Here is a 25,459-nt window from a genome sequence, read left to right on the forward strand (position 1 = left end):
CCCTAGACGACGGTGTCCGGGACGGGCCGCCACGTCGCCGAGACCTTCACGCTGCTCGTGCTGTTGACGCCCACGATGCCGAGCTTCAGGTCCTGCCCGAGTTGCAGGCCGAACTCGACGCTGAACTCCTGGGGCGGGTCGTCCACCGAGGTGACGGTGGCGTGGACCTCCCGCAGCAGCGGGCCGAGCGGGCTCAGCACACCACGTACCGTCCCGCCGACCAGGACGCGTGCGGCATCACGCAGTCGGCCGATCGGCTCCGAACCCTGGATGCCGTCCGGCAGCTCCTCGTACTCCCCGTCTTCCCCGTACTCCCCCGGGTCGGACTCCTGGCCCTCGGCCTGCGGCCCCCCGACCGGTGACAGCTCCAGGCGTATCACCGTGCTGTCGTCCAGCAACAACTCCGCGTACTGAGTCATGGGTCACAGTGTGCCCATCGCGGGCGGGTCAGGATGCCGGTTTCGAAGAGCCTGACGGGTGTTCGAATTGCGCGGACGGTGGCTCCGACGCTCTCGCCGGCCCCGCGTTCGCCGCGAGCAGTAGTGTCGCGACGGCGATGACGGCCGCGGTGAGACCTCGGGCGTAGCGCTCGGCGGTGCGTGTGCGTTCGAGCACGGCGACCTCGCAACTGGGGCGGTGGCTACGGCGGCAGCGTATTAAGCGTGTACGACAATTCGGCTTAACACTCCGTTTAACCTAGGGGCTGTTCGCGGCGAACGGCAAGAGGGGCAGGGGGAGTTGGCATGGGGGAGCGTGACGATCCGGGGACGATCGGGCGCCGGGTGCAGCGGTTGCGTGTCGAACGCGGGCTGACACAGCGGCAATTGGCGGAACCCGTGTACACACCGGCCTATGTCTCCACCCTGGAGTCGGGCCGGGTGCGGCCCTCCGACGACGCTCTGCGGCATCTCGCCGAGCGGCTCGGCGTCGCCTTCGACGAGCTGGCCACCGGGCGTTCGGCGCGGCTCGTGACCGAGCTGCGGCTGCGGCTGACCGAGGCCCAGCGCACCTTCGCCGTCGGCGAGGCCGAGCCGGCGGCGGAGCAGTACGCCGAGCTGCTCGTCGAGGCCGAGACGCACGGGCTGGCCGCGGAACAGGCCGCCGCGCTGCTCGGGCTCGGCGAGTGCGCCCTGGAGACCGGCGAGCTGGTGGCGGGCCGGCAGTACTTCGAGCGGGCCGAGGCATGTCTGGCCGGGGCACCGCTGCCCGCCCGGGTTCCGGCCCTGCGCGGCCGGGCCGTCGCGCACTATCTCGCCGGGGAGCTCCGGTACGCCGTCTATCTGCTGGAGTCCGCTCTCGATGAGTTGAACCGGGGTGGGCTGCACGATCCCGACGCGCTGCTGCTGCTCTACGCCAGCGTCATCGGGCCCTATATGGACATGGGCGCGCACGCGCGAGCGGCCCAGGCCGCCGAGTTCGCCCTGGCGCTCGCCCCGCAGTCCGGCGATCCGGCCCTGGTCGCCCGGATGCACCGGTCCGTCGCCCGCACCCTCGTCGCCGAGGGGCGTCTCGCCGAGGCAGACGCCTCGCTGGCCAAGGCCGCCGAGCTGTACCGCGGCCTGCAGATCCGCACCGAACTCGCCAACTGCCACTGGATGCGCGGCTATGTGTATGCCCAGGACGGGCAACTCGAGGGCGCGGAGGACGAGTTGCGGGAGGCCCTCGGCATGCTGTCGGCCAAGCGCGCCGCCCTCTACAGCAGCCAGGTCGCCGTCGAGCTGGCCGATGTGCTCCATCGGCGTGGCAAGTCCGACGAGGCCGCCGCCCTGCTGCACGGGGTGCTCGACGACCTCTCCTCCGAGCGCGGCGCCGTCCACTCCGCCGCCGCGCACCGGCTGCTCGGCATCATCGCCGAGGACGCCCGCCGCACCGAGGACGCCGAGGAGCACTACGTCCGTGCCCTGAGCCTGCTGGAGCGGGCGGGCGCGGCCGGTGACCTGGCCGACCTGTGCCGGCTGCTGGGCGATCTGCTGCGGCGGACCGGGCGGGTGGAGGCGGCCCTGGACGCCTACCGGACGGGGCTCGGACACCGTACGGCCCCCGGTACGACCACGCTCGGGCCCGCGCCCGCACAGCCTCCTCTGTGAGGAAGCAGGGGCTTCGCACAGTCGTGCGGGTTAGCCTCCTCCCGGGATGTGAACGACCGGGGCGGGGCACGTGGAGAACGAACGGACGGCGGCGGTGGCCGATGGGCTGCGGACGGCCCTGCGCACCCTCGTGTACACCGTCCTCGGCGGTGCCGCGCTGATCGCCATCGTGACGGTGGGGTCGGTGCTCGGCCCCCTGCTCGCGCTCGATCTCTACACCCCGCCGGTCGCGGCCTGGTGGACGGTCTTCACCGCGATCGCCGTCCAGGGCGTGCCCTTCCTGCTGCTCGGCACGGTCGTGTCGGCGGCGATCGGCGCGTTCGTGCCCGAGCGGGTCTTCACCCGTCTCCTGCCCCGCCGCACGGCGCTGGCCGTGCCGGTCGCGGGCGCGGCGGGGGTCGTCCTGCCCGGCTGCGAGTGTGCGTCCGTGCCGGTGGCGAGCAGTCTGATGCGGCGGGGTGTCGCCCCGGCCGCCGCGCTCGCCTTCCTGCTGTCGGCGCCCGCGATCAACCCCGTCGTGCTCGTGGCGACCTCGATCGCCTTCCCCGGGCAGCCGGAGATGGTCCTCGGCCGGCTGGCCGCCTCGCTCGCCACGGCCGTGGTGATGGGCTGGCTGTGGGCGCGGTTCGGACGGGAGGAGTGGCTGCGGCCGCCGAAGCGGAGCACCGGTCACACGCCGGGTGGCGGACCGCGCGCCTTCGTCTCCGGGCTCCAGCACGACTTCCTGCACGCGGGCGGTTTCCTGGTGCTCGGGGCGGCGGCCGCGGCGACCTTCGACATCGTCGTGCCGAGGTCGCTGCTGGAGGCGTTCACGGGGTCGGCCTGGCTGTCGGTGCTGCTGCTCGCCGTCCTCGCGGTGGTGCTGTGCGTGTGCAGTGAGGCCGACGCGTTCGTGGCGGCGTCGCTGAGCGGCTTCCCGCCCACCGCGCGGCTGGCGTTCATGGTGGTCGGGCCGATGGTGGACCTGAAGCTGATCGCCCTCCAGACGGGCACCTTCGGCAGGGCCTTCGCACTGCGGTTCTCGTCCGCGACCTGGCTGGTGGCCGTGGCGAGCAGCGTGCTGGTGGGGTGGTGGCTGCTGTGAGGCGCTACGGACCGGCCGTCCTGCTCGCCCTCGTCGGCGCGGCGATCCTGCGGGTGTCGCTCTTCAGCGAGCTGTACCTGCGGTACGTCCAGGCGGGGTTGCGGCCGTATCTGGTGGTGTCGGGGGTGGGGCTGGTGCTGCTGGGTGTGGTCGTGGGGGTGGTGGTGCGGACCGCGGGGGAGCATGACGGGCCCGAGGAGCGCGGCGGGCCCGAGGAACGCGGCGGGCACGAGGAGGAGCAGCACGACGGGCACACCCACGGCCCCGCCGGCCCCCGCGTCGCCTGGCTCCTCGCTCTCCCCGCACTGGCCCTGCTGCTGTTCCCGCCGCCCGCCCTCGGCTCCTACAGCGCGGAGCGCGAGGCGGCCCAGCGGGCGGCCCAGGGCGTCGGCGGCTTCCCCGCGCTGCCGTCCGGGAACCCCCTCGACCTCACCCTCGGAGAGTTCGGCTCCCGCGCGGTCTACGACAGCAGCCGCTCGCTGAAGGGACGTACGGTCCGGCTCACCGGCTTCGTCACCCGCGGCGACGACGGCACCTGGTACGTCACCCGCCTCCTCGTCTCCTGCTGCGCCGCCGACGCCACGACCGGCAAGGCCGAGGTGCGCGGCGCCGACGCCCCGCCCGTCGACACCTGGGTCACGGTCACCGGCACCTGGCATCCCAAGGGTGAGCCGGGCTCGGCCGCCGCCTGGCCCCCGGTCCTCGACGTCACCTCCGTACGGCGGGTGCCGCAGCCGGACAACCCGTACGAGAAGCGCTGAGCGGGGGTTTCGCCCCATCTGTGACGGGTAGTCGGGGCTCGATTCCAGGAGGTCTTCGGAGCGCGCGGGTGTCGCCGCCGGGCGTGTGGTGCTGACCGGCCCGCCGGGGTGATCGAAGGAGGCGGTTGTCGTGCGGCCCAGGGACGACCCCGGCGGTGACCCCGGCGGTGACCCCGGCGGTGACCCCGGTGGTGACCTGGACCTGGACGGGATCCGGGCCGCCGATGTGATCGCCGAGGGCGTGCGGGGTGCCGAGCCCGGTGAGGTTCCGGGGCGGCTGTGCGAGGTCGCGGTCGAGCTGCTGCCGGTGGTCGGCGCGAGCGTGTCGCTGCGCGGCGACGGCATGCCCGTGCAGCTCAGCGCCAGCAACGCGCGCGCCGCGCACCTGGCGCAGATCCAGGCGACGCTGGGCGACGGCCCCTGCCAGAGCGCTGTGGAGGACGGCGCGCCCGTGCTCGCCTGCGACCTGGCGACGGGCCGCGACGCCGGACGCTGGCCGGTCTTCGCCCAGGAGGCGACGGCGGCCGGGGTGCGCGCGGTGTACGCGGTGCCGCTGGGCAGCGATGCCGTGTACGTGGGCACGCTCGACCTGTACCGCGACAGCCCGGGCGGGCTCACCGCCCGCCAGCTGCACGTGGCCCGGCTCGTGGCCGGTGTCATGACGGTGGCCCTGATGGCACTGGCGCGCGGGGACGAGCCCGAGGCGCGGGACGGGGAGGCCTGGCTGAGCGGGCTGGCCGCGGACCACGACGAGGTCTGCCAGGCCGTCGGCATGATCATGGCGCAGCTCGGCGTCGGCGCGGACGACGCGCTCGCGCGGCTGCGGGCGGACGCCTTCGCGCACGGGTGCACGGCCCTCGACGTGGCACGCGACGTGCTGGCCCACCGCACGCGCCTCGAACGGGACTGACCCCTCGGGGACCGGTGGACCGGCCGGCCGGTGAGCCGGTCAGATCTGCGCCCGGCCCTGCTTTCTTAGATCGGTCAGCCGCTGTACCCCGAGCTGCACGGTCTGCTGCGTGACCTTCGCGTGCACCTCGTCGAGGCCGGCGTTGGTGACGGTGATGGCCTCCTCGCCGACGCGCGCGGCGGCGAGGTCCATGGTGAGGTACGTCAGCTCCCCCTCCTCCGTCTCGCCGGCCAGCGTCACCCGCAGGGCCTGGCGGGCGTTGCCCACCGGAGGCAGCGGCATCCTGCTGACCTCGACGGTCTGGATGCCGCCGCGCGTGGTCGCGGCCATGAACTGCCCGCATTTGCCCGGCAGCGACTTCAGCCAGTCGAGGGCACGGTCGACGTCCGCCGGGGGGTGGGCGGCGACCTGGTAGCGCAACTGGGCGTCGGTGTCGGCGTCGTCGAGCGCGGACACCGCGTGCGGGCCCTTCGGGGGGCCGAAGAGGTCCTCGGCGTAGAGGGCGTCGAGCAGCCGTTGGCAGTCCCGTTTCTCCGTGGTCGCCTTGAGCAGCCCGTCCCGCCAGGTCCTGGCCCCTCGCGTCGGCCCCCACGGCTCGCCCAGATCGGCCTCGGTGATCAGCGCGGCCTGGGCCTGGGCCTCGGTGAGCGCGGCCCCGGAGCCCGCGGGCTGCTCGACGGCGGGCGAGGCGGCCGAGGCGGGGGCGGAGGCGGAGAACCACCGGGGCCGCGGCTCCTCGACGGAACAGGCGGCCGTGGTCAGCAGTCCGGTCACGGACAGCGCGGAGGCGAGGAGGACACGGGCGGTGGCCGGAGGGTGGGTCATCGGGGGTGCCTCCTGCACGGGGCTCATCAAGGAGGCGCCTTCTGGCGGGCGGGCTCTCCGAGATCGGGTCTGAGATCGCATCTGTGATCGCGTCTGTGCTCATACGGCACCACCGCGACGGGCGGCACACCAGTGCGACGGGCTGTTCGGGTGAGGACGGAAAATCCGTCGCCCGGGCGCCGACGCCCTGTTACGGTCACGCCCATGCAGCGCGCCCAGCCGTTCCCGTCTCTCACGACGACGCCGGAGAGTGTCCCGGCGCGCTGACAGCTGACCCAGATGTCCGAAGCCCCGGGGCGAGTGCCCCGGGGCTTCGTCGCGCGGTGCTCGCCTCAGATCCGAGGGAGACCACCATGCACGACCACCGCAGGCTCGGCCGCGAACTGAACCTCTTCGACACCGACCCGCTGATGGGCGCCGGGCTGCCGTACTGGCTGCCCGACGGAGCGGTCGTGCGGCACACCCTGGAGGAGTACATCCGCGAGGCGGAACGGCGGGCCGGCTACCGGCACGTGTACTCACCCGCCCTCGGCAAACGCGAGCTGTACGAGATCTCCGGCCACTGGGACCACTACGGCGACGACATGTTCCCGCCGATGGACCTGGGCGCGGAACAGGTCCTGCTGCGCCCCAGCCTCTGCCCCCACCACGCCCTCATCTACCGCTCCCGCTCCCACAGCTACCGTGAACTCCCCCTACGCATGGCCGAGTTGGGCGGTATGTACCGCTCGGAGCTGTCCGGGGTCCTCGGCGGGCTGACCCGAGTGCGGGCCATCACCCTCAACGACGCGCACATCTTCTGCACCCTGGAACAGGCCGTCGAGGAGGCGCGAGCCGCGCTGGAGCTGATCGGCCGCGCCTACGCGGACCTGGGCATCCGCGCGTCCCGCCACCGTCTCTCGCTGCCCGGCGAGGGCGGCAAGTACGTGGCCGACCCGGACCTGTGGCGGCGGGCCACCGCCCTGCTGCGGGAGGTCCTGGACGGCTCCGGCGTCCCCTACGAGGCCGCCGAGGGCGAGGCGGCGTTCTACGGCCCCAAGATCGACGTCCAGATCACCGATCCGGCCGGCCGCGAGACCACCCTGTCCACCGTCCAGATCGACTTCCACCAGCCCGAACGCTTCGACCTGCACTACATCGGCGCGGACGGGGCGAAGCACCGCCCGGTCATGGTGCACCGCAGCGTCATCGGCAGCGTGGAACGCGCGGTGGCGCATCTTCTGGAGACCCACGGCGGCGCGTTCCCGGCGTGGCTGGCGCCGGTGCAGCTGGTCGTCCTGCCGGTCGCGGAGGACCAGGCGGACCACGCCCACGCCCTCGCCCGACGGGCCCGCGAACTCGGCCTGCGCGCCGAGGTGGCGGGCCCCGAGCAGGGCACCCTCGGCGCCCGTATCCGGGCCGCCCGGCTGGTCCCGTACCAGGCGGTGATCGGACAGCGGGAGGCCGCGGCGGACCTCGTGTCCCCGCGCCTGCGCGACGGCCACCAGCCCCCCGCCCTCCCCACCGCCGAACTGCTGCGGCGGATCGCCGACCGGGTGGCGTCCCGCGGCACCGGCCTGTGGGACCGGTCGTAGGACGGGCTCAGGGGACGGGCTCAGAACGACCAACGCGTATGGGAGTAGATCCCGTTGTCCCGCCCAAAGCCGTATGCCGTGTCCGGGGCCACCGCGTACACGACGTCATCGCCCCTGCGGAAGGCGTCGCCGATGCCGTGGAAGGTGCCCTCGGGGGAGGTGATGTGCGCCCCGTACTGCTCCTCGTACGCCGCGATGACCTCCTCCAGCAGCGCCGGGTCGGCGACGGGGCGTGCTCTGCCCTCCACCACGAGGTCGAAGCCCTCGGTGAGGGAGTTCGCCCCGGTGGTCAGCGCGCAGTGCGCGTCCCGCGCGAGGTTCTTCGCCTTCTGCTCCTGCCGGCCGGTGGAGAAGTACAGCACCCCGTCGTGCCAGGCGGCGATGACGGGCGTGACGTGCAGCCTGCCGTCGGGCCGGACCGTGGACACCCAGAAGATCTCGGCGGCCCCCAGCCGCCGCTGCGCCTCGTCCCACTGGGTGGCGGTGACGCCCGAGGCGCCCGGGCGGGGGTTGAGCGCGGAGCTGTAGCGGGGGTCGAGTTCGGTGGTGGGCTGCTGCGCGGGACCTGGTGCCGGCATGGCGTCTCTCCTGTCGTCCTCTGCTGTCGCTGCTGTCGTACTCCCAGCGGTCTCCCTACGTCCTTCCCGTGTGCGCCCCGGCGTCGGTTCGCCCGTTCGAGGGGCGCGTAAGGTCGCTCGTAGGAGCCCAGCCCGGGACCAGTGGAAGGAGCCCTCGCCGTGACGGACGGTCAGCCCATCCCGGTGATCATCGACTGTGACACCGGCGTCGACGACGCCCTCGCCCTGCTGTTCGCCGTACGGCATCCGGCGCTCGACGTGCGCGCGATCACCTGCGTGGCCGGGAACACCGACGTGGACGGGGTCGTCCGCAACACGCTGACCGTGCTGGAGGTGGCCGGTGCCGGTGACATCCCCGTGGCCCGAGGCGCCGAGCGGCCGCTGATCGAACCCGTGCGGACGGCGCGGCATGTGCACGGGGAGGACGGCATGGGGGATCTGGGGCTGCCCGCGCCGACCCGTGTGCCGGTCGACGTGGACGCGGTGACGCTGCTGCGCCGCGAGATCCTTGCCTCGCCGCGGCCGGTCACGCTCATCCCCACCGCGCCCCTGACGAACATCGCGCTGCTGCTGCGGACGCACCCCGAGGTGACCCGCAACATCGAGCGGATCGTGTTCATGGGCGGCGCGGTGGCGACCGGGAACGCCACGCCGGTCGCGGAGTTCAACGTGTGGCACGACCCGGAGGCCGCCGCGGTCCTGCTCACCGCGGGGGTGCCGATCACGATGTACGGCCTGGACGTCTTCAAGAGGGTCCTGGTGCCCGCCGGGGAGGTGCAGCGGCTGCGGACCAGCGCGGAACCGAGTCTGCGGCTGGCCGGTGAGCTGCTCGCCCACCGCGATCCGGCGACCTCGGGCGACCCCACGCCGATGGGTGGTCTCGGCGACGCGGGCGCGATCTGCGCGGTCGTCGACCCGAAGGGCATCACCACCGAGGCCCTGCCGGTCGAGGTCGTCCTGGCCCCCGGGCCCGCCCGCGGCCAGACGATCGTCGACCGCCGCCCGCGCCCCGGGGAGTCCGAGATCCACGAGGGGACGCGCGAACAGCCCCTGGTGGACGTGGCGTTGGACGTGGACGTGGAGCGGTACGTCAACCTGTACCTGAAGACGCTGTAGGGCGGGAAGCGGCGCGGGGATCGATTGACTTTCGATCGATACCGATCGAGAATCGATATATGAATGGCTTCCTCATCGCCGCGCTCCGAGCCGGTATCGGCTTCGCGGTCCTGGTCGGGCTCTTCGGGCAGTTCGTGGTCATACCGACGACGGCGGCCGACGAGGTCGACCGTTTCCCGCCCTACGCTCCGTTCGCCACGCCCTATTCGGCCGTGGCGATCGTGGGGGTCGTCTGCGTGCAGGTCGCGCTCGTCGCCGTGTGGATGCTGCTCACGATGGTGCAGCGGGACGCGATCTTCACGCCGCGGGCCTTCCGGTGGGTCGACGTCATCATCGGCGCCTCGGTCGTGGCGACCGTCCTGGCGCTCGGGGTCGCCGGGCATCTGACCGTCGCGGAGATCCCCTCTCCCGGCGACGGCATGGACGTCGAGAGCGCCCTGGTCGCCGCGACGGCGGGAGTCGCCGTCGGGGCGGCCTTCGCGATGCTGATGGTCGTCATGCGGAGTCTGCTGCGCAAGGCGACCAGCCTGCAGGCCGAGATGGCCGAGGTCGTCTGACGCCGAACCCCGCCCTGCCGCAGGCATGGAGGGGTGTCGGCAGGGCGGGGGGTAGGGGGGCCTGGCTCAGGGTCGGTGGCCCTGGCCTGCCGTGGTGGCAGGGCAGGGCTTCACCGGCGGGGCCTGGCTCAGACGCCGGAGGCGTTTCGCTTCGCCGTGCGGCGGCGGGTGACGATCATCATGGCCGCGCCGCCCGCCAGCAGGGCCGCCGCGCCGAAGGCGATCGGGCCGGTGCTGCTGTTGGCGCCGGTCTCGGCGAGGTCGCCGCCACCGCCGTTCGGCTTGGGGGCCGGGGGCGTCGAGGACTCGGACTCGGACGGGGTGGGCGTGTCCGTGTCCGTCGCCGGCGGGGACGAGGGCTCGGACGGCTCCGACGGGGCCGGCGGCGTCGTCTGCTCGGTCGGCGGCTCCGAGGGGCCGGCGGGCGGGCTGGACGGAGGCGGCGTCTCCGCGGGCGGAGGCGTCTGCGTGCAGTCCTTCGTGCCGCCGTTCCAGGCCGCGATCAGCTTGTCCTTGATGACCGGGCGGTCCGGGCCCTTGGGCAGCTCGCCGTGCTCGAAGCCGTCCTTCGCGCCCAGCTCGCCGTCGAACTTCACCGCGCCCCGGTAGAGGTCGATCTGCCCGAAGCAGCCCTTGTCCGGGATGGCGATGTCGAGCGAGTCGGTGCCGCCCGGCTTGACCGTCACCGTGTCGAAGTCGACGAACACCTGCTCGCCCGAGGTCCCGAAGGTCGCGCCGTGGGCGAGGTAGGAGGCGAGGGAGGCCGTACAGGTGGCCGCGTCACCGGCGGTGCGGACCTTGATGTGGACCTTGCCGTCCTCGGTGGGCTTCAGGTTCTGGTCGTCGACCTTCACCGAGTCGTAGAAGTTCGTGCCGTCGAGCGAGAACTGGCAGCGGTCGGTGCCGGTCTCCGTCCCCGCGCCCGTCCCGGGCTTGTAGCTGCCGCCGGACGACCAGCCGTCGCCGCCGGGCGTACCGTGCGCGAAGGCGGTGGTGGCGGAGGCGGCGCAGAGGGCGAGGGCCGCGGCGCCCGTCCCCAGCAGGCGTCGCGCGGTGACACGTCTCGCTATGGACATGCGATCCCATTTCTTGGCGTGTGCCGGAACCCGGGTGACGGCAGCAGGGCAGCACGCGGCGGCCGGCCGTACCGGGGTGAGTGGTCTGAGAAACACTGGGCTCATTGGTCACATGCGCCACAGTGCGACCTCATCGTGGCGGCGCCGCAGCACGCTGTCAACCTGCGGGTATGCAAAGGAAGTTACTCCTCCATCACACTTTCATCACAGCGGGAATGGATCACTCCGACCTCCCTGATGTTTCCTTTTTCCGGCATTCTGGACAGATTCAATGCTGTCGCCCGTATGCCCCGCGAAGGAGACCGCGTGACCGATCGCTCCACTCTCGACCTGTCGTCCCGGGATCCCGACTGGTGGCGGCAGGCCGTCGTCTACCAGGTCTATCCCCGCAGCTTCGCCGACGCCGACGGCGACGGACTCGGTGATCTGCGCGGCATCACCCGCCGCCTCACCCACCTCGCCGCCCTGGGCGTGGACGCCCTGTGGCTCAGCCCCTTCTACCCGTCCGAGCTCGCCGACGGCGGCTACGACGTCGCCGACCCCAGAGACGTCGACCCGCGCCTGGGCACCCTCGACGACTTCGACGCCCTGGTCGCCGAGGCCCACCGCCTCGGTCTGAAGGTCATCGTCGACATCGTGCCCAACCACTCCTCGCACCAGCACGTCTGGTTCCAGGAGGCCCTGCACGCCGGCCCCGGCTCGGCGGCCCGCGACCGCTACGTCTTCCGCGACGGCCGCGGCGAGCACGGCGAACTCCCGCCCAGCGACTGGCAGTCCGTCTTCGGCGGCAGCGCCTGGAAGCGCGTCCCCGACGGGCAGTGGTACCTGCACCTGTTCGCCCCCGAGCAGCCCGACCTCAACTGGGAGAACCAGGAGGTCCGCGCCGACTACCGCACCACCCTGCGCTTCTGGTCCGACCGCGGGGTCGACGGCTTCCGCATCGACGTCGCCCATGCCCTGGTCAAGGACCTGAGCGAGCCGCTGCGCGACCTCGGCACGCACGCGTCGGGCGGCGAGGAGGCGCTCGCCGGCCTGCCGCCGGGCACGCACCCCCTCTACGACCGGGACGACGTGCACGAGATCTACCGCGACTGGCGCAAGATCCTCGACGCCTACCGTCCGCCGCGCATGGCCGTCGCCGAGGCCTGGGTGCCGGGCGCCCGGCGTGCGCTGTACGCCCGTCCGGACGAGCTGGGGCAGGCCTTCAACTTCGAGTATCTGGAGGCCGGCTGGGACGCCGGCGAGCTGAGGCAGGTCATCACCGACTCGCTCGCCACCGCCCGGGCCGCAGGCGCCTCGGCCACCTGGGTGCTCTCCAACCACGACGTCGTACGCCACGCCTCCCGGCTGATGCTGCCGCCCGGCACCGACCTCAACGCCTGGCTCCTCGCCGACGGTCGCGCCCCGGCCGTCGACGAGGCGGCCGGTCTGCGCCGGGCCCGGGCGGCCACCCTGCTGATGCTGGCGCTGCCCGGCTCGGCGTACGTCTACCAGGGCGAGGAACTCGGCCTGCCCGAGGTCGCCGACCTGCCCACCGCGGTGCTCCAGGACCCGATCTGGGAGCAGACGGGCCATGTCCGCAAGGGCCGCGACGGCTGCCGGGTGCCGCTGCCGTGGACGACGGCCGGACCGTCGTACGGCTTCGGGCCGGGCGGCGCCTGGCTGCCGCAGCCGTCCGGCTTCGCCGCGTACGCCGTCTCGGCCCAGGACGGGGTGGAGGGTTCCACCCTGGAGCTGTACCGCACGGCCCTCAGACTGCGCCGCAAGCTCCTTGCCGGAGAGGAGCTGACCTGGGCCGCGGACGCCCCGGACGGGGTGCTCCGGTTCGACCGCGGTGAGGGCTGGCGGTGCGTGACGAACCTGTCCGGTGCGGCGGTCCCGCTGCCCGCGGGTGAGGTGCTGCTGAGCAGCGCGCCGCTGGAGGACGGTCGGCTTGGGCCGGACACCACGGTGTGGCTCGGACGCTGAGCGCTCCGCGGGTGGGTCGTCTTTTGTGTGCGGCGGCGTCGTGGCTGGTCGCGCAGTTCCCCGCGCCCCTTTGGGGGCGTGGGCCACCCGGGCGGCGGATCAGCGCGGGTTGGCTGCGGGGGTGGCCGGGAGGATGGGTGGCGGAGTGCCGTCGACGTCCGTACAGGGAGTCACGTCCGCGATGAACAGGTACAGCAGGACAGCAGCCGTGGCGGGGGTAGTGGTCGTCGGGGTGCTCGCGGTTCCGGGGGCGCCCGCGGCCGCCGAGGGTGGCGGGCTGTGGGGTGCGGCGGTCATCGCGCCCGGGCGGGAGGGCATCGTCGAGGTCGCCGGCTACCTGGGGTCGGCGCCGGGCGCGGGAGCCACGCTGACGCTGACCGCGCCCCGCGGGACCCGGGTGACGGACACGCCGCTCGGCGCGTCCGGCTACCGCGGTTCGGTCGCCGCCGACGGCCGCAGCGGGACGTACACCGTCACCGGCGACGCGACCGGACCGTCCTGGCGGGGCCGTACGTTCCCGTTCGTGCTGGCGGTGCCCGCGGGCGCCGTGCCCGGCACACGGCTGCGGGACTGCGCCCTGCGGATCACCGACGCGCGCGGCGTGCGGCGGGCCGCCGGCCGGTGTGCCGTCACCGTGGGCCTGGCCGGGCCGACGCTGACCCGTCCGCTGTCCGGCGTGCCGCTGCACGCCCGGCCGGAGATCGCAGGCAAGGCGCACCCGGGCGCCCAGGTCACCGTCCGTGACAAGGACGACCGCGAGGCCTGCGCGACGACGGCCGCCCGCGACGGCACCTGGGCGTGCACCCCGGCCCCGGCCCTTCCGGCGGGCGCCAACCGCCTCCAGGCGGTCGCCACCCTGAACGGGGTGAGCGCCATGAGCGAGCAGATCGACATCGCGGTGAGGGAGTCCGGCGTCGGTCGGTAGCGCACGGCCCGGGTAAACCGTGCCGATGTCGCGGTCCTTCGTCCGGGTCTCGCCGGGCAGGGTGTGTGTTGGGGGCAGTGGCGGTGGTGGGGTGGCCTGGCTGTGTGTGTCGGGCGTTGGTGATGACCGTGCCGATGTCGCGGTGACGCGGTCCGGCGTCGTTCAGTAGCGCACGGCCCGGGCCACCTCTGCCCCGACCTCGCCGGACACGTCGTGCGTACCGCGGGCGGTGGCCGTGGCGGAGTGGCCCGCCTGCACGTTGCTCACCGTGACGATGACCGTGTCGATCAGCTGGTTCCCGGCGTCGGTGAAGTTGACCTGGACGGCGAAGGACCGGGCCGCGTCGTCGGTGTTGTCGACGGTGACCTCGGACCGGGCCCGGCCGTCGGAGCCGACGGTGGGCGGGGCGGCCTTCACGTCGCCCTTGACGTCGATGCCGTCCTGGATGTCGTCGAGCCGGCGCTGGGCCTCCGCCGTGGCCGACTCGACCGCCTCGGAGGCGCCCGAGGCGATCGACCCGACCGCCGACTCCGCCTTGCTGGCGGTGTCGGAGGGGCTGTCGTAGCCGCTGCAGCCGGTGAGCGCGGCGGCCAGGGCGAGCGCCAGCGCCGCCCCGCCCGTCGCCCAGCGCGTCCGGTGGCGGGCAGCCATAAAGCCTCCCGGTTGGCCGTCGGCCCGCAGGGCCCGGCCTACGGCGTCACGTGCGTCCGAGGCCGCCGCCGCCGAAGGATCCGCTGGATCCGGGCGACCAACGGCGCGGATTCTGGTCCTTGCCCGTCCTGGTGCTCGCGTGGTGGAGGTCGTGAGGCAGGATCCGGTCGCCGTCCTTCGTCGTGATCGGCATCTCGTCGGGCTCGCGCCTCTCACGCATCTCGTGGACCGGCCCGCCGTCCGGGACGTGTGGCTGTTCCTCCAGGCCGGGGTGGTGGGTGTCCTTGTCCATGACCCGCATCCCGACCCGTACGGCCCAGATCAGGGCGCAGGCCACGATCAGCCCGCAGACGAAGGCGATGGTCACGGCGATCGCGTGATCCGACGACGCCGCCAGCAGTTCATACGTGGCCGTTTTCATACTCCGATTATCGCCGACGGAATGCCATAAAGCGCCCGGAATGTCCGACGGCAAGTGCAGGGCAGCAACCTCTGCCGCGCCGGTGACGACCTCACGGTGATACCCCGTCCCCCACACGAGGGAGATCACCATGCGCAGACATCTCGCGCGACTGATCACCGTGCTCGCCGTCCTGGCCGCGGTCTTCGCGACGCCCGGCCTGGCCAACGGCAAGGCGCAGGCCGCCGACGAGTGGAACCCGCCCGCGAACCTCGTCCAGCCCCTGAACGAGGTCTGGCGGCACGTCGAGACGACCTACCCGAACCTGTACGGCTTCCGGAACTACGGCTGGGACCAGGTCATGGCCAACCGGGGCAGCGTCAACTACTGCGTCCGCTGGGAGTCCGACGCCCCGGTCAGCGCCGCCCTGCGCGACCGGATCCACGCGGCGCTGAAGAAGCAGTTCGGCAAGTGGATGACGGGCATGACCGAGAACGGCAAGGGGCACAACGCCTGGCCGTACACCAACGTCCCGGTCAACATCGTCGGCTGGGCCGTCAAGAACCGCTCCACCCTCCAGTGGACCGACAACTCCGTCGACATCTACACCGGCAATCTCGACGGCGGCGGCGCCCCGCAGTGCGCCCCGGACTGCGGCCGCTTCTTCCACCAGGACGGCAACTACTCGAAGTGTCCGGGCGGCGCCGCCCGCCACTACGACCAGTCACTGTGGCTGACCAAGGGCTTCGGCGGCGGCGCGGGCGGCGACTGGGGCCAGCGCATGGGCCAGGAGTACTTCACCGGCGCCCTCAACCAGGAGAACATCCACATCTACCTGCACGAGGTCGGCCACACCTTCGGCCTCGACGACTTCTACGACTGGTCGCCGACCGGCCAGTGCTGCTTCCTGATGAAGGCGGGCAGCGCCACGCAGATCACCGAGTTCGACAAGTGGATGGCGCGTGACTTCTGGCGCCATCTGAAGAACCGCTACGGCCTCTGACCGGCGGCGGGCGGTGCGGGCGGCCCTGCTCCCGCACCGCCCTGCGGCGTACGGTGGAGAGACCGGGGGTATGTCGCAACCACCGGTGGCTGAACGGTCTCCTGGCCACGTCCCCCCGTTCACAGCAGGAGCCCCGATGACGTCCGCCTCCTCGTCCCCGCCGCCGCTCCCCGCACCGCGGGACGTCCGGCTGCGGCTCGCCGAGCCCACGCGCTTCGGCCGTACGGCACGCCGGATCGACGGGGCGTGGTGGCCCCGCTCGGACGACCTGGCGGAGGAGCTGGCCGGGTTGCTGGGCGTGCTGCCGCGCGCGTGGGGGCGCATCAGCAGCGTCCTGGTCCACGGCGACACCTGGCCGGACTGCCCGGAGCAGATGGTCGTCGCCGGGCAGACGGTGCACGTCGGTCACACCGACTCGCCCACCGCCCCCCACACCGTCTGCCTGCTCGCACCCGGCCGGGGCCGCTACGACCTGCTGGTGGTGCCGCCCGCGACGGCTCAGGCGGAGGCGGACCTGCTGATGGAGCGGGCCGTCACACAGGGCGCGTGACGCCCGGCCCCTGCCCGCTCAGTGCGCGATCAGCACCAGGGCCAGGGCGACCAGCGCCGGGACGGTCTGCACGAAGAGGATCTTCCGGCTGGCGGTGGCCGCGCCGTAGACCCCCGCGACCGCCACGCACACCAGGAAGAACACCGAGACCTGGAAGCCCACCGGGTCGGACGCCACCGCGCCCCACAGCAGGCCGGCCGCGAGGAAGCCGTTGTAGAGGCCCTGGTTGGCGGCCAGGGCCTTCGTCTCCGCCGCGAACTCGGCGGTGGTGCCGAAGGCGGCGCGGGCGCGCGGAGTGGTCCACAGGAACATCTCCAGCACCAGGATGTAGGCGTGGAGGGCGGCGAGAGCCAGCACCGCGAGGGTGGCGAGGGTCGACATGCACGCATCATCCCAGGCGCGCTCCGCCGTCCTCGCCCGACCAGCCTCACCCCGCCGTCCTCACCCCGCCGAACCTCACTCCGCCGTCCTCACCCCGCCGTCCTCACCCCGCCGTCCTCGCTCCGCCGTCCTCGTTCGGGCCTCCCCGGGAGGCGGCGGGCGGTGCCGGGTGGCAGATTGCGGGCAGTGGAAGGCCGGTCCGGGCCGACGCGTCCCCGCGTGTGCCGCTCGGGAGCCCGGCCCGGCCTTCCCGCCTTCCCTGCTCGACCGCGGGTCAGTAGCCGATACGGAACGTCGCGTCCGCCCGGTCCGTGGCGGTGGAGACGGGGTCGATGCGCAGGGCGTAGTCGGCGTGGCGGATGTAGCGCGTCGGGTTGTTGTACGAGCGGAACGACGTCCAGGAGGCGTCCGCGAGCCCGGCGACCTTGTGGAACGTGGCGTCTCCGGCGAACGCCGAGGTGCCGTCATTGACGTCGAGCCGCAGCGCGTAGCCGTAGTGCCGCAGGTACCGCTCCGGGTAGTTGACCGACTGGAAGGACACCCCCGACGCGTCGGCGAGGCCGGGGACGAGCTTCCACTGGGCGTCGGTGTACGGGTCGAAGGGGTAGGGGTCGATCCGGCCCGCGAAACCGGAGTGACGGACGTAGCGGTCCGGGTGGTTGTACGACTTGAGCCGGTTCCAGGCCGGGGCTCCCCAGTGCGCGAGGAGGTTGTCGTACTGCGTGCCCGTGAGCGGCGCGATGCTGCCGTGCTTGGAGTTCACCGGCTGGGTGTAGCGGCGCTGGTCGACCGGCGTCCAGGTGCCGGAGGCCAGGTCGGTGGTCTGCCAGGCGTAGAAGACGCCGTTGGGCGTGTAGGTGTCGCCCCAGAGGTACCAGGTGCCGGTCGACTGCGACCGCACCAGGATCGGCGCCTCGGTGCCGCCGTGGGCCACCGGCGTGCTGAAGACCTGCCAGCTGCCCGGGGCGAGGGTCGCGGACCGGGCGCCGACCAGAGTCTGCTTCGAACTGTCCTTGAAGTACATGTAGTTCGTGCCGCCGACACCGAGGGCGAGGCTGCCGTCGATCACGTCGTAGCCCGGGTCGAAGAAGACCTGGGGCGCGGAGGCCGTACGGAAGTCGGTCGTGTAGTTGACCATCAGCACGTTGTGGCCGCTCGCGTTGACCGACGAGTAGACGACCCCGTACTGCCCGCGCGAGGCGTCCCAGAAGGCCTCCGGGGCCCAGCTGTGGGTGGTCATGTCGTGCAGCTTCAGCAGGCGGTAGCCAGTGAGGGAGCGCAGGTCGGCGGAGTCCCAGACGTGGATGTACTGGCTGTTGCGGCTCCAGTCGGTGCCCTTCAGGTCGGTGGCCAGCACGACGAACGTGCCGTCCTGCTTGCGCAGGACGAACGGGTCGCGCAGGCCGCCGGCGCCCTGGGTGGGCGTGACCACCGGCCTGTTCTGGTTCAGCGGCGTCCACTCCAGGCCGTCGAGGCTGACGGCGAGATGCAGGCCGTAGTCGGTGCCGAGTCCGTTCGGGGACTCGGTGAAGGAGGCCATCACATACGCCGGGCCCGTCGCCGCGCCTGCCCCGCCGGCGCCCAGGGCCAGGTCGGTGGTCAGAGCGAGCGGCAGGGTCGCGGCCATGCCGAGGACATGGCGGCGGGAGGGTCTGCGGGGGGAGGTCATGGCGGCTCGGCCTTCCGTCGGGGGGTACGGAGTGCAGCATGTTCGCGTTCGAGATTGCGAACGAGGTTCGGCAATTCGGCCAGACGGTAGGGCCGGGAGTCGTGTGCCGTCAATGAGTCGGACGCGACGAGGAAATCCCCGACGCGGCGGGATCTACGGGGCGATGGCCTTCCGCAGGGTGTGCAGGCACAGCGTCATGGCGGAGTGCTTCGAGGCGCCGGCGGTGCGGGTGTGTGCCCAGGCCGAGTACAGCAGGGACCAGACCAGGTTGCGGACCCACTCGTCGTCCAGCTCGGGGTCGATGCTGCCGTCCGTGTGCCCGCGCCGGACCGTGTGCAGGAAGTGCTGGTCGGCGGCGGTCTCCTCGTCCCAGCCGGACCAGGTCGCCAGTTGCGGCGTCTCGAACATCAGCGTGAGGCCGTCGCCGAGCTCGAAGTACTCCTGGCAGAGCCGCTCCAGGGCCTTGGCGGCCGGGCCGTCGTCGAGCCGGGCGCGCTCGGTCGCCGCCGCGACCTTCTCCAGGATGTCCGTGCCGATGGCCGTGAGGAGGTCGGAGCGCTCGGGGAAGTAGCGGTGGACCGTCGTACGCCCCACACCCGCCGCCGCGGCGACATCGCCGAGCGACGCGGTCGGGTCACCGGCCAGCAGGCCGATGGCGGCGTCGATGATGGCGCGCCGCGTGCGTGCCCGTGTCCCGCTTCCGGCCGCCCCGCTCCGCTCCTCAACCATGCGCATACGGTAGCGCGTCTTCCATGATGAAAATCTCTTGACCGTTATGGAACATCAGTGTTCCATTCAGCAGCATGACTGTTCCGGATGGTGCGTCTCCCAAAGTGTCCGTTCCGCGGCTGCGGATCCTCTGGTCGTTCGCCCGGCCGCACCAGCGCTCCCTGGCCCTGGCCCTCGTCCTCGCCCTGGTGGGGTCGGGGATGGGGCTGGCCACCCCGATGGTCACGAAGGGCGTGCTCGACGCGCTCGGCGGCTCGGACTCGCTGCGGGGGCCGCTGCTGGCGCTGCTGCTTCTGCTGGTGGTCGGCAGTGCCGTCATGTACTGGCAGTGGACGCTGCTCGGCGCGCTGGGCGAGCGTGTGGTGCTCCGGGCCCGTGAGTCGATGGTGCGGCGTTTCCTGCGGGCCACCGTCCCCGCCGTCACCCGGCGCCCGCCCGGCGAACTCGTCACCCGCGTCACCTCCGACACGGTCCTGCTGCACCAGGCCGCCACCGGCGCCCCGGTCGGCCTGATCAACGCGGTGGTCATGCTCCTCGGGACCCTGGTCCTCATGGGCGTCCTCGACCTGGTGCTGCTGGGCACGGTCGCGGCGGCGGTGGCGGTGGTCGGCGTCCTGTTCGCCGTCCTCATGCCCGGGATCGCGACCGCGCAGCAGCGCGCCCAGGACCACCTCGGACGGCTCGGCGGCAATCTGGAGGGCGCGCTGCGCGCGATCCGCACGGTGAAGGCCGGCCGGGCCGAGGACCGCACGGCCGAGCGCATCGTGGCCGACGCGCGCGTCTCCGCCGAGCACGGCGTCCGCGCGAATCGCCGCGAGGCCCTGGCCTGGACGATCGCGCTGGCCGGCATCCAGCTGGCGATCATCCTGGTCCTGGGCGTGGGTGCCTGGCGGGTCGCCGAGGGGGACCTCGAGGTCTCCAGCCTCATCGCGTTCCTGCTCTACGCGTTCGGGCTGATGGACCCGATCAGCGAACTCAGCCAGAACATCACCACGCTCCAGTCCGGGATCGCGGCGGCGGAGCGGATCCGGGAGACGGATGAGCTGGACTCGGAGGAGGGGGCGGTGCGCGAGGGTCCGGTCCAGGAGGCCGTCGTCGTCGTGGAGAAGACGTCCGTACAGGACACCCCCGTACTGGAACTGAGGGCCGTCACCGCGGCCTACGGCCCCGACGCGAAACCGGCGGTGCGCGGGGTCGACCTGGTCATCCCGCGGCACGGGCACACCGCGATCGTCGGACCTTCGGGTGCGGGCAAGACGACCCTGTTCTCCCTGGTGCTGCGCTTCCTGGAGCCGACCGGCGGCGAACTGCTCCTGGACGGCCGCCCCTACCGCGGCCACAGCCACGACGAGATCCGGTCGCGCCTGGCGTACGTCGAGCAGGACACCCCGGTCGTGCCCGGGACGATCCGCGACAACCTGCTGCTGTCCCGCCCCGACGCGACGGACGCGGAACTGCGCCGGGTCCTGGACGAGGTACGGCTGGCCGAGAAGGTCGACGCCCTGGGCGACGGGCTCGACACGCCCCTGTCCGGCGCGGCCGTGTCGGGCGGCGAGCGGCAGCGCATCGCCCTGGCCCGGGCCCTGTTGCGCACGCCGGACGTGCTGCTGCTGGACGAGGCGACGGCCCAGCTCGACGGGCTCACCGAGGCCGCCGTGCAGAGTTGCGTCCGCGCCCGCGCGGCCACCGGTGCCGTGGTCACGATCGCCCACCGGCTGTCGACCGTGATCGACGCGGACACCATCGTCGTGATGGAGGCGGGCCGGGTCCGGGCCCGGGGCAGCCACGGGGAACTGCTCGCCACGGACACGCTGTATCGGGAGCTGGTGGAGGCCCTGCGCATCGCGGCCCCCGCCGGCCGTCCGGAATCAACCATTCTCGGTTGACCGGCAGCCCCAGGTTTGATCAGCTGTCTCACTGGTCTTGTTCGATTCTGATCGAGCGTTTCATGGCTCCCTGGGGGGGAGCTTGTGACAAGTTGGGGAGTTTTCTTGATGCATCACGATTCCGCTGTGCCGCGCCGGACCAGATTCCGGCGCGGCGCGGCCGCGTTGACGCTGCTGGCGGTGACCGGGGGGACGGCTTTGGCGGGGGGTTCGGCCGCCGGTGCCGCCGTGCCCGCCGGGAAGGCGTGCACGCCGACGGAGGGGTTCTCCGGGTGCCGTCTGTTCGATCCGACCGGCGTTCGCGAGGAGTTCCAGGTCCCGGCCGGTGTCACGGCGCTGGACGTGCGGGCATGGGGCCAGGGCGGCGAGGGCACCCCCCACGCCAATGGCGGCGCGGGCGGCTACACCGCGGGCACGCTCCGCGTCACGTCCGGGGAGCGGCTGTCGCTCGCCGTCGGCGTCCAGCGCTTCGGTGACGCGCTCGGCGGCGCGGGCGGCAAGTACTCCGCGGTCGGCGGCAACAGCAGCGGCGTCCGCACCGCCGACGGGAAGCCGCTGCTCATCGCGGCCGGTGGCGGCGGCGGTGGGTACGGCACCATGGACGCCGGCCAGGGTGGCCCCGGCGGCGGTGAGCGCGGCCAGGACGACACCGAGTCGGAGCGCGGCGGCAAGGGCGCGGTCGGTGCCACCGGCGGCGCGGGCGGCGGCAACGGTTCCGCGGGCGCCGACGCCTCCGGGGGCGGCAAGGGCGGTGCGGGCGGCTCCGGTTCGGGCGGCGAAGGCGGTGGCGGCGGCGCGGGTTACGCGGGCGGCGGCGGTGGCGGCGGTACGGACGAGGCCCCGGGCGGGGTCGGCAGTGGCGCGGGCGGCAGCAGCTACGTCGACGCGGCCCGCGTGAGCGACGCCCGTCTGCTCAGCGGCACCCGCACGGTGGCCCCCGCGAAGAGCGACCCCTTCTGGCAGGCCTCCGGCGAGCCGGTGCGCGGCGGCATCGCCGAGGGCGGCGTCAACAAAGACCGCTCCGGCGACGGGCGGATCGTGTTCCAGTGGAGGACCTCCGCGATCGCGGAACTGACCCAGGTCTCCGGCTCCGACCAGACCACCCAGCCGGGCGCCGGCGCCGACCCGATGGCCGTGGTGGCCCGGGACAAGGCCGGCAAGCCGGTCGAGAACGCCTCCGTGACCTTCACGATCGAGGACCCGGACAAGCTGGGAGCCTTCTTCTTCATCAAGAACGGCCCCGACACCACGAAGCTGGCCGTGCCGACCGACGCACGAGGACGCGCCGAGACCGCACCGCTCGAGGTGGGCGGCAAGGAAGGCGAGTTCACGGTCCGCGCCGCGGCCGACGGTGTGTCGACGGTCTTCACGGTGAAGGTGAAGAAGTCCGCCTACGTCGTGTCCGTCGCGGGCGGCGACGACCAGCGGGCCGAACAGGGCAAGGCCTTCGCGGACGCCCTCCAGGCCCGCGTGGTCAGGTCGGGTGCCTCGGCACCGGCCGGTACGGAGGTGGAGTTCCGGGTCGAGGACGACAGCGACGACGCGCCCCGCTTCGAGGACGGCGAGCAGGTCGTCCGCGTCAAGACCGACGCGGCGGGCAAGGCGACGGCCCCGCCCCTGACCGCCGGTGAGGGCATCGGCACGTACACCGTGGCCGCATCCGTCGGTGACGCCATGACCCAGTTCGCGGTCGAGGTCGTCGCCGGTGACGACGAGTCCGGCTCGCCCTCCCCGAGCCCCTCGGCCGACCCGAGCCCCTCGGCCGACCCGAGCCCCTCGGCCGACCCGAGCCCCTCGCCCAGCGCGAGTGAGTCCGGGACGACCGGCGGCAGCGGTACGAGCACGGGCGGCGGCACGTCGACGAACCTCGACGGCGGCAGCCTCGCCTCGACCGGCGCGGGCGGCATCGGCCTCCTGCTCGCGGCGGCCGCGGCCCTGGCCACGGTGGGCTTCGCGGCGTTCCGCTTCGCCCCGCGCCTGAAGCTCCGCTCGCGCGACTGAGCCCGACACCGGGCCGTCACGACTGCCCGCACCCGATCACGGGTGCGGGCAGTCGCCGTTTCGGCCGTGAGAGAAGTGGCAGATGAGAGAGGGGCGCGTTTTGCGGAACCTTTGCCTGCGGGTCGGGCGTTGATCCGTTGAGCGCGCGGGAGCGGGTTCGTGAGATGACTCCGACTAACACCGAGGTGACTCAATGGCAGTGTGGGACAAGCTCAAGGACCAGGCCAAGGCCTTCCAGCAGAACCAGGGCGGGCACGGCGCGACGGGCGGGCACGGCGCGAGCGGTGGGCACAGCTCGGGTTCGCGGTCCGGCGGTGGCAGCAAGGCGCAGCTGGTCGGCCTGTTCAAGACGCAGCTCGGGTCGCTGAAGAACGAGCTGAAGAGCGGTGCCTACCGGGACGCGAGCATGGCGATGTGTGCCCTGGTCGCGGCGGCCGACGGGCAGGTGGATCCGTCCGAGCGGCAGCAGGTCGAGTCGATGATCCTGAGCAACGACGTGCTGCAGAACTTCCCGCCGGAGCAGCTGCGCCAGCGCTTCAACAAGCATGTGGACCAGCTGACGATGAACTTCCAGCACGGCAAGACCGAGGCGATGCAGGAGATCGCCAAGGCCGCCAAGAAGCCCACCGAGGCCAGGGCCGTGATCCAGACCGGCATGGTCATCGCCGGGGCCGACGGCCACTTCTCCCAGGCCGAGGCGACGGTCCTGCGCGAGGCCTGCGCCGCGCTGGGGGTGTCTCCCGCCGAGTTCCAGCTCTGACCCGCGGACCGGCGCGGCGGCTGCGCGGGCCTACTGGGGAGCGCGCAGCGCGTCCACGGCCAGGCGGGCCGCCGTGCCGATGACGGCGTCGGCGGCGGGCAGCAGCGCTGAGGTGCGGGCCGTGCGCGTGAAGACGGCGACGGCGTAGCGCCCCCCGTCGGGGTACTCCACGACGCCCACCTCGTTGCGCACGGTCGGCAGGCTCCCCGTCTTGCCCGCCACATGGACATCGTCGAAGGGGAAGCCGGAGGCCATCCGGTGCGGCCACACCTGGAGCGCGAGGACGCGGCGGACGGCCGCGCCGTGCTCCGGCGTGCACGCCTCGTCCCGCCAGACGGCGCCGAGCAGGCGCGTCATGTCGCGCGGGGTGCTGCGGTTGGTGCGGGCCGGGTCGAGCGCGCGCAGCCGGGTGACGACGAGCGGGTCGGCCAGCGCCCGTGCGCCACCGGGGCCGGCGTCCTCCTTGATGGTGGCCAGGAGCTCGCCGAAGGTGTGGACGGCGTAGGTGCGGGTGAGGCCCAGGCGGGCCGTGGTGCGGTTGACGGCGTCGAGGCCGACGCGCTCCAGCAGCAGGTCGGCGGCGGCGTTGTCGCTGACGGACATCATCAGATACGCGAGGTCCCGCAGGGACAGCCGGGCACCGTCGAGCATCGCGGCGAGCCCCGTCGGCCCGGTGGTGCGGCCCTCCGGCGGGCACTCGACCTGCTCGGTGAGGTCCAGGATCCCCGCCGCGGCCTGCTCGTGGAGCGCGACGAGCAGACACAGCTTGTGGACGCTGGCGGTGCAGACCGGCTGGTCCGCACCGGCGTCGAGCTGGGTACCGGAGTCGATGTCGACGGCGTGCAGCCGGCCGGTGACCCCGGCGTCGGCGAAGGCCGCGTGGATGCGGGCGAGGGGGTCGGTCACAGCCAGTACTCCGAGGCCGGGCGCAGATGGAGCGGGCGGGAGGGCAGGTCGGGGGTCGCGCCGGCGGTGGTGCGCAGCGCGCGCGTGGCGGCCTCGGCGAAGGCGGCCACGGCGGCGTCACCGCGTCCCCCGGGCCAGGCGACGGAGTGCCGCAGGGCCAGCGGCGCCCCGGTGAGCGGACGCCAGACGACACCTGCGGCCGGGCCTCGGCGAAGACCCTCGTCAGGGTCCGCGCCGCTCTCCCCGGGGCTGTGCGCGTCCCGTGGGCTGAAGGACACGGCCTCCGCCGACAGGACCAGTCCGCGTACGAAGCTGGCGCCCTGGGCGTGCCGTACGGCGGGTGGGGTGTAGCCGTTGCGGGCGCAGGTGGTCAGCAGGTCGTCGTAGACCGCGGGAGCGCCCGTGCGGGGGAAGAGGATCAGGTCGTAGCCGGTGAGGGAGGCGAGGGGGACCTCGTCGAGCCCGGCGGCCGCCGCGCCGCGCGGCAGCAGTACGCCCAGTTCGCGGCGCAGCACCGGGCCCAGCTCCAGACCGGAGACGTCACAGGGGTGGTGGATGAGCCCGACGTCCAGCTCGTGCGCGGCGAACCGCTCCAGTTGCTGTGCGGTGGGCAGCTCGTGCAGTTCGAGTTCCACGCCGGCGCGACCGGCGCCGGCGAAGCCCGCGAGCAGCGCGGCGACCGTGTCGCCGGATATGTCGGGTGGCAGCGCGGCCCGCAGCAGACCGGTCTCGCCGTCGCGGATACGGCGTGCGGTGGCCATGAGCGCCTCGGAGCGGGCGAGCACCTCCCGTGCCTCGGGCAGCAGCAGCGCCCCGGCCTCGGTGATGGTCACCTGCCGGCTCGTGCGGTCGAAGAGCCGGACGCCCAGATGCCTCTCCAGCCGCTGGACGCGCTGCGAGAGCGGCGGCTGGGCCATGCCCAGGCGGGCCGCGGCACGGCCGAAGTGTGACTCTTCGGCAACAGCCACGAAGCACTCCAGGTGCCGCACCAGGTCCACGAACAGTAACCATATCCGGTATTGATCGATGCGAGATCGATAAAGGTCTTGGACAGGTTGCCCA

At 72.9% G+C, this 25,459-nt stretch carries 25 protein-coding genes; 14 read left to right on the plus strand and 11 right to left on the minus strand.

The annotated features are described in order from the left end of the window. Positions 1-2 precede the first annotated feature (2 nt). On the minus strand, positions 3-419 hold the full coding sequence (locus OHU35_RS21855) for a CU044_2847 family protein (RefSeq protein ID WP_405506472.1): 417 nt from the start codon (positions 417-419) through the stop codon (positions 3-5). A 324-nt stretch (positions 420-743) separates the two neighbouring features. On the opposite strand from OHU35_RS21855, the gene OHU35_RS21860 reads away from it, so the two are divergent. The 4 genes from OHU35_RS21860 to OHU35_RS21875 all read left to right on the plus strand — a co-directional run bounded on the left by OHU35_RS21860 (position 744) and on the right by OHU35_RS21875 (position 4,842). Beyond that, a complete protein-coding gene (locus tag OHU35_RS21860) occupies positions 744-2,087 on the plus strand; it encodes a tetratricopeptide repeat protein (RefSeq protein ID WP_359891050.1) in 1,344 nt (447 codons plus the stop codon). 70 nt (positions 2,088-2,157) lie between these two features. Next, on the plus strand, positions 2,158-3,171 hold the full coding sequence (locus OHU35_RS21865; RefSeq protein ID WP_405506475.1) for a permease: 1,014 nt from the start codon (positions 2,158-2,160) through the stop codon (positions 3,169-3,171). Then, a complete protein-coding gene (locus OHU35_RS21870) occupies positions 3,168-3,932 on the plus strand; it encodes a TIGR03943 family putative permease subunit (RefSeq protein WP_189725910.1) in 765 nt (254 codons plus the stop codon). The genes OHU35_RS21865 and OHU35_RS21870 overlap by 4 nt, the downstream gene beginning before the upstream one ends. Positions 3,933-4,062: 130 nt before the next feature. Next, positions 4,063-4,842, plus strand: a complete 780-nt coding sequence (locus tag OHU35_RS21875; RefSeq protein WP_405506477.1) for a GAF and ANTAR domain-containing protein — start codon at positions 4,063-4,065, stop codon at positions 4,840-4,842. A 39-nt stretch (positions 4,843-4,881) separates the two neighbouring features. On the opposite strand, the gene OHU35_RS21880 is transcribed toward OHU35_RS21875, so the two are convergent. Next, positions 4,882-5,667, minus strand: coding sequence for a hypothetical protein (locus OHU35_RS21880; protein WP_405506479.1), 786 nt, complete (start codon positions 5,665-5,667; stop codon positions 4,882-4,884). A 353-nt stretch (positions 5,668-6,020) separates the two neighbouring features. Here OHU35_RS21880 and thrS point away from each other — a divergent pair, with 353 nt between their 5' ends. Then, positions 6,021-7,241, plus strand: a complete 1,221-nt coding sequence (gene thrS / locus OHU35_RS21885; RefSeq protein WP_405506481.1) for a threonine--tRNA ligase — start codon at positions 6,021-6,023, stop codon at positions 7,239-7,241. 20 nt (positions 7,242-7,261) lie between these two features. On the opposite strand, the gene OHU35_RS21890 is transcribed toward thrS, so the two are convergent. Beyond that, entirely contained in the window at positions 7,262-7,819 is a 558-nt protein-coding gene (locus OHU35_RS21890; RefSeq protein WP_189725510.1) for a pyridoxamine 5'-phosphate oxidase family protein, read from the minus strand. 159 nt (positions 7,820-7,978) lie between these two features. On the opposite strand from OHU35_RS21890, the gene OHU35_RS21895 reads away from it, so the two are divergent. Then, entirely contained in the window at positions 7,979-8,935 is a 957-nt protein-coding gene (locus tag OHU35_RS21895) for a nucleoside hydrolase (protein WP_359891044.1), read from the plus strand. Between the two features lie 59 nt (positions 8,936-8,994). Beyond that, the gene (locus OHU35_RS21900; protein WP_359891041.1) at positions 8,995-9,492 is read left to right on the plus strand and encodes a DUF2975 domain-containing protein; all 498 of its coding nucleotides are present in this window, start codon (positions 8,995-8,997) and stop codon (positions 9,490-9,492) included. A 128-nt stretch (positions 9,493-9,620) separates the two neighbouring features. On the opposite strand, the gene OHU35_RS21905 is transcribed toward OHU35_RS21900, so the two are convergent. After that, a complete protein-coding gene (locus tag OHU35_RS21905; protein WP_405506484.1) occupies positions 9,621-10,568 on the minus strand; it encodes an LAETG motif-containing sortase-dependent surface protein in 948 nt (315 codons plus the stop codon). 285 nt (positions 10,569-10,853) lie between these two features. Here OHU35_RS21905 and OHU35_RS21910 point away from each other — a divergent pair, with 285 nt between their 5' ends. Both OHU35_RS21910 and OHU35_RS21915 read left to right on the plus strand, forming a co-directional pair. Then, positions 10,854-12,536, plus strand: a complete 1,683-nt coding sequence (locus OHU35_RS21910) for a glycoside hydrolase family 13 protein (RefSeq protein ID WP_405506485.1) — start codon at positions 10,854-10,856, stop codon at positions 12,534-12,536. Positions 12,537-12,717: 181 nt separating this feature from the next. After that, complete coding sequence (locus OHU35_RS21915) at positions 12,718-13,461, plus strand: carboxypeptidase regulatory-like domain-containing protein (RefSeq protein ID WP_405506487.1); 744 nt, start codon at positions 12,718-12,720, stop codon at positions 13,459-13,461. A gap of 162 nt (positions 13,462-13,623) precedes the next feature. Here the strand turns inward: OHU35_RS21915 and OHU35_RS21920 are convergent, their stop codons facing one another. Continuing rightward, positions 13,624-14,112 (minus strand): hypothetical protein, encoded by a 489-nt coding sequence (locus OHU35_RS21920; RefSeq protein ID WP_359891032.1) that lies wholly within the window; start codon positions 14,110-14,112, stop codon positions 13,624-13,626. 46 nt (positions 14,113-14,158) lie between these two features. Then, a complete protein-coding gene (locus OHU35_RS21925) occupies positions 14,159-14,533 on the minus strand; it encodes a DUF6479 family protein (RefSeq protein ID WP_189725517.1) in 375 nt (124 codons plus the stop codon). A gap of 130 nt (positions 14,534-14,663) precedes the next feature. Here OHU35_RS21925 and OHU35_RS21930 point away from each other — a divergent pair, with 130 nt between their 5' ends. Continuing rightward, positions 14,664-15,515 carry a hypothetical protein gene (locus tag OHU35_RS21930; protein WP_405506489.1) on the plus strand — a complete coding sequence of 284 codons (852 nt, stop codon included), beginning with the start codon at positions 14,664-14,666 and terminating at the stop codon, positions 15,513-15,515. Positions 15,516-15,651: 136 nt separating this feature from the next. Then, positions 15,652-16,065, plus strand: coding sequence for a DUF5994 family protein (locus tag OHU35_RS21935; protein WP_189725519.1), 414 nt, complete (start codon positions 15,652-15,654; stop codon positions 16,063-16,065). A gap of 18 nt (positions 16,066-16,083) precedes the next feature. Here OHU35_RS21935 and OHU35_RS21940 read toward each other — a convergent pair whose 3' ends face one another. The 3 genes from OHU35_RS21940 to OHU35_RS21950 form a co-directional block, all read right to left on the minus strand. Next, on the minus strand, positions 16,084-16,446 hold the full coding sequence (locus OHU35_RS21940) for a DUF1304 domain-containing protein (RefSeq protein WP_189725520.1): 363 nt from the start codon (positions 16,444-16,446) through the stop codon (positions 16,084-16,086). A 274-nt stretch (positions 16,447-16,720) separates the two neighbouring features. Next, complete coding sequence (locus OHU35_RS21945; RefSeq protein WP_359891028.1) at positions 16,721-18,115, minus strand: glycoside hydrolase family 43 protein; 1,395 nt, start codon at positions 18,113-18,115, stop codon at positions 16,721-16,723. 153 nt (positions 18,116-18,268) lie between these two features. After that, on the minus strand, positions 18,269-18,844 hold the full coding sequence (locus tag OHU35_RS21950; RefSeq protein ID WP_189725522.1) for a TetR/AcrR family transcriptional regulator: 576 nt from the start codon (positions 18,842-18,844) through the stop codon (positions 18,269-18,271). A gap of 104 nt (positions 18,845-18,948) precedes the next feature. On the opposite strand from OHU35_RS21950, the gene OHU35_RS21955 reads away from it, so the two are divergent. From OHU35_RS21955 to OHU35_RS21965, 3 genes are all read left to right on the plus strand, one after another. Next, on the plus strand, positions 18,949-20,730 hold the full coding sequence (locus OHU35_RS21955; protein ID WP_405506492.1) for an ABC transporter ATP-binding protein: 1,782 nt from the start codon (positions 18,949-18,951) through the stop codon (positions 20,728-20,730). A 108-nt stretch (positions 20,731-20,838) separates the two neighbouring features. Beyond that, entirely contained in the window at positions 20,839-22,731 is a 1,893-nt protein-coding gene (locus OHU35_RS21960; protein WP_405506494.1) for a glycine-rich protein, read from the plus strand. Positions 22,732-22,924: 193 nt separating this feature from the next. Beyond that, positions 22,925-23,491 (plus strand): tellurite resistance TerB family protein, encoded by a 567-nt coding sequence (locus OHU35_RS21965; protein WP_189725523.1) that lies wholly within the window; start codon positions 22,925-22,927, stop codon positions 23,489-23,491. A gap of 30 nt (positions 23,492-23,521) precedes the next feature. Here OHU35_RS21965 and OHU35_RS21970 read toward each other — a convergent pair whose 3' ends face one another. After that, positions 23,522-24,397 (minus strand): serine hydrolase, encoded by an 876-nt coding sequence (locus OHU35_RS21970; protein ID WP_405506496.1) that lies wholly within the window; start codon positions 24,395-24,397, stop codon positions 23,522-23,524. Beyond that, positions 24,394-25,395 (minus strand): LysR family transcriptional regulator, encoded by a 1,002-nt coding sequence (locus OHU35_RS21975; RefSeq protein ID WP_405506498.1) that lies wholly within the window; start codon positions 25,393-25,395, stop codon positions 24,394-24,396. The genes OHU35_RS21970 and OHU35_RS21975 overlap by 4 nt, the downstream gene beginning before the upstream one ends. Positions 25,396-25,459: the final 64 nt, after the last annotated feature.

It is taken from the genome of Streptomyces purpurascens (genome assembly GCF_045040895.1).
GTDB classification, from domain to species: domain Bacteria; phylum Actinomycetota; class Actinomycetes; order Streptomycetales; family Streptomycetaceae; genus Streptomyces; species Streptomyces purpurascens.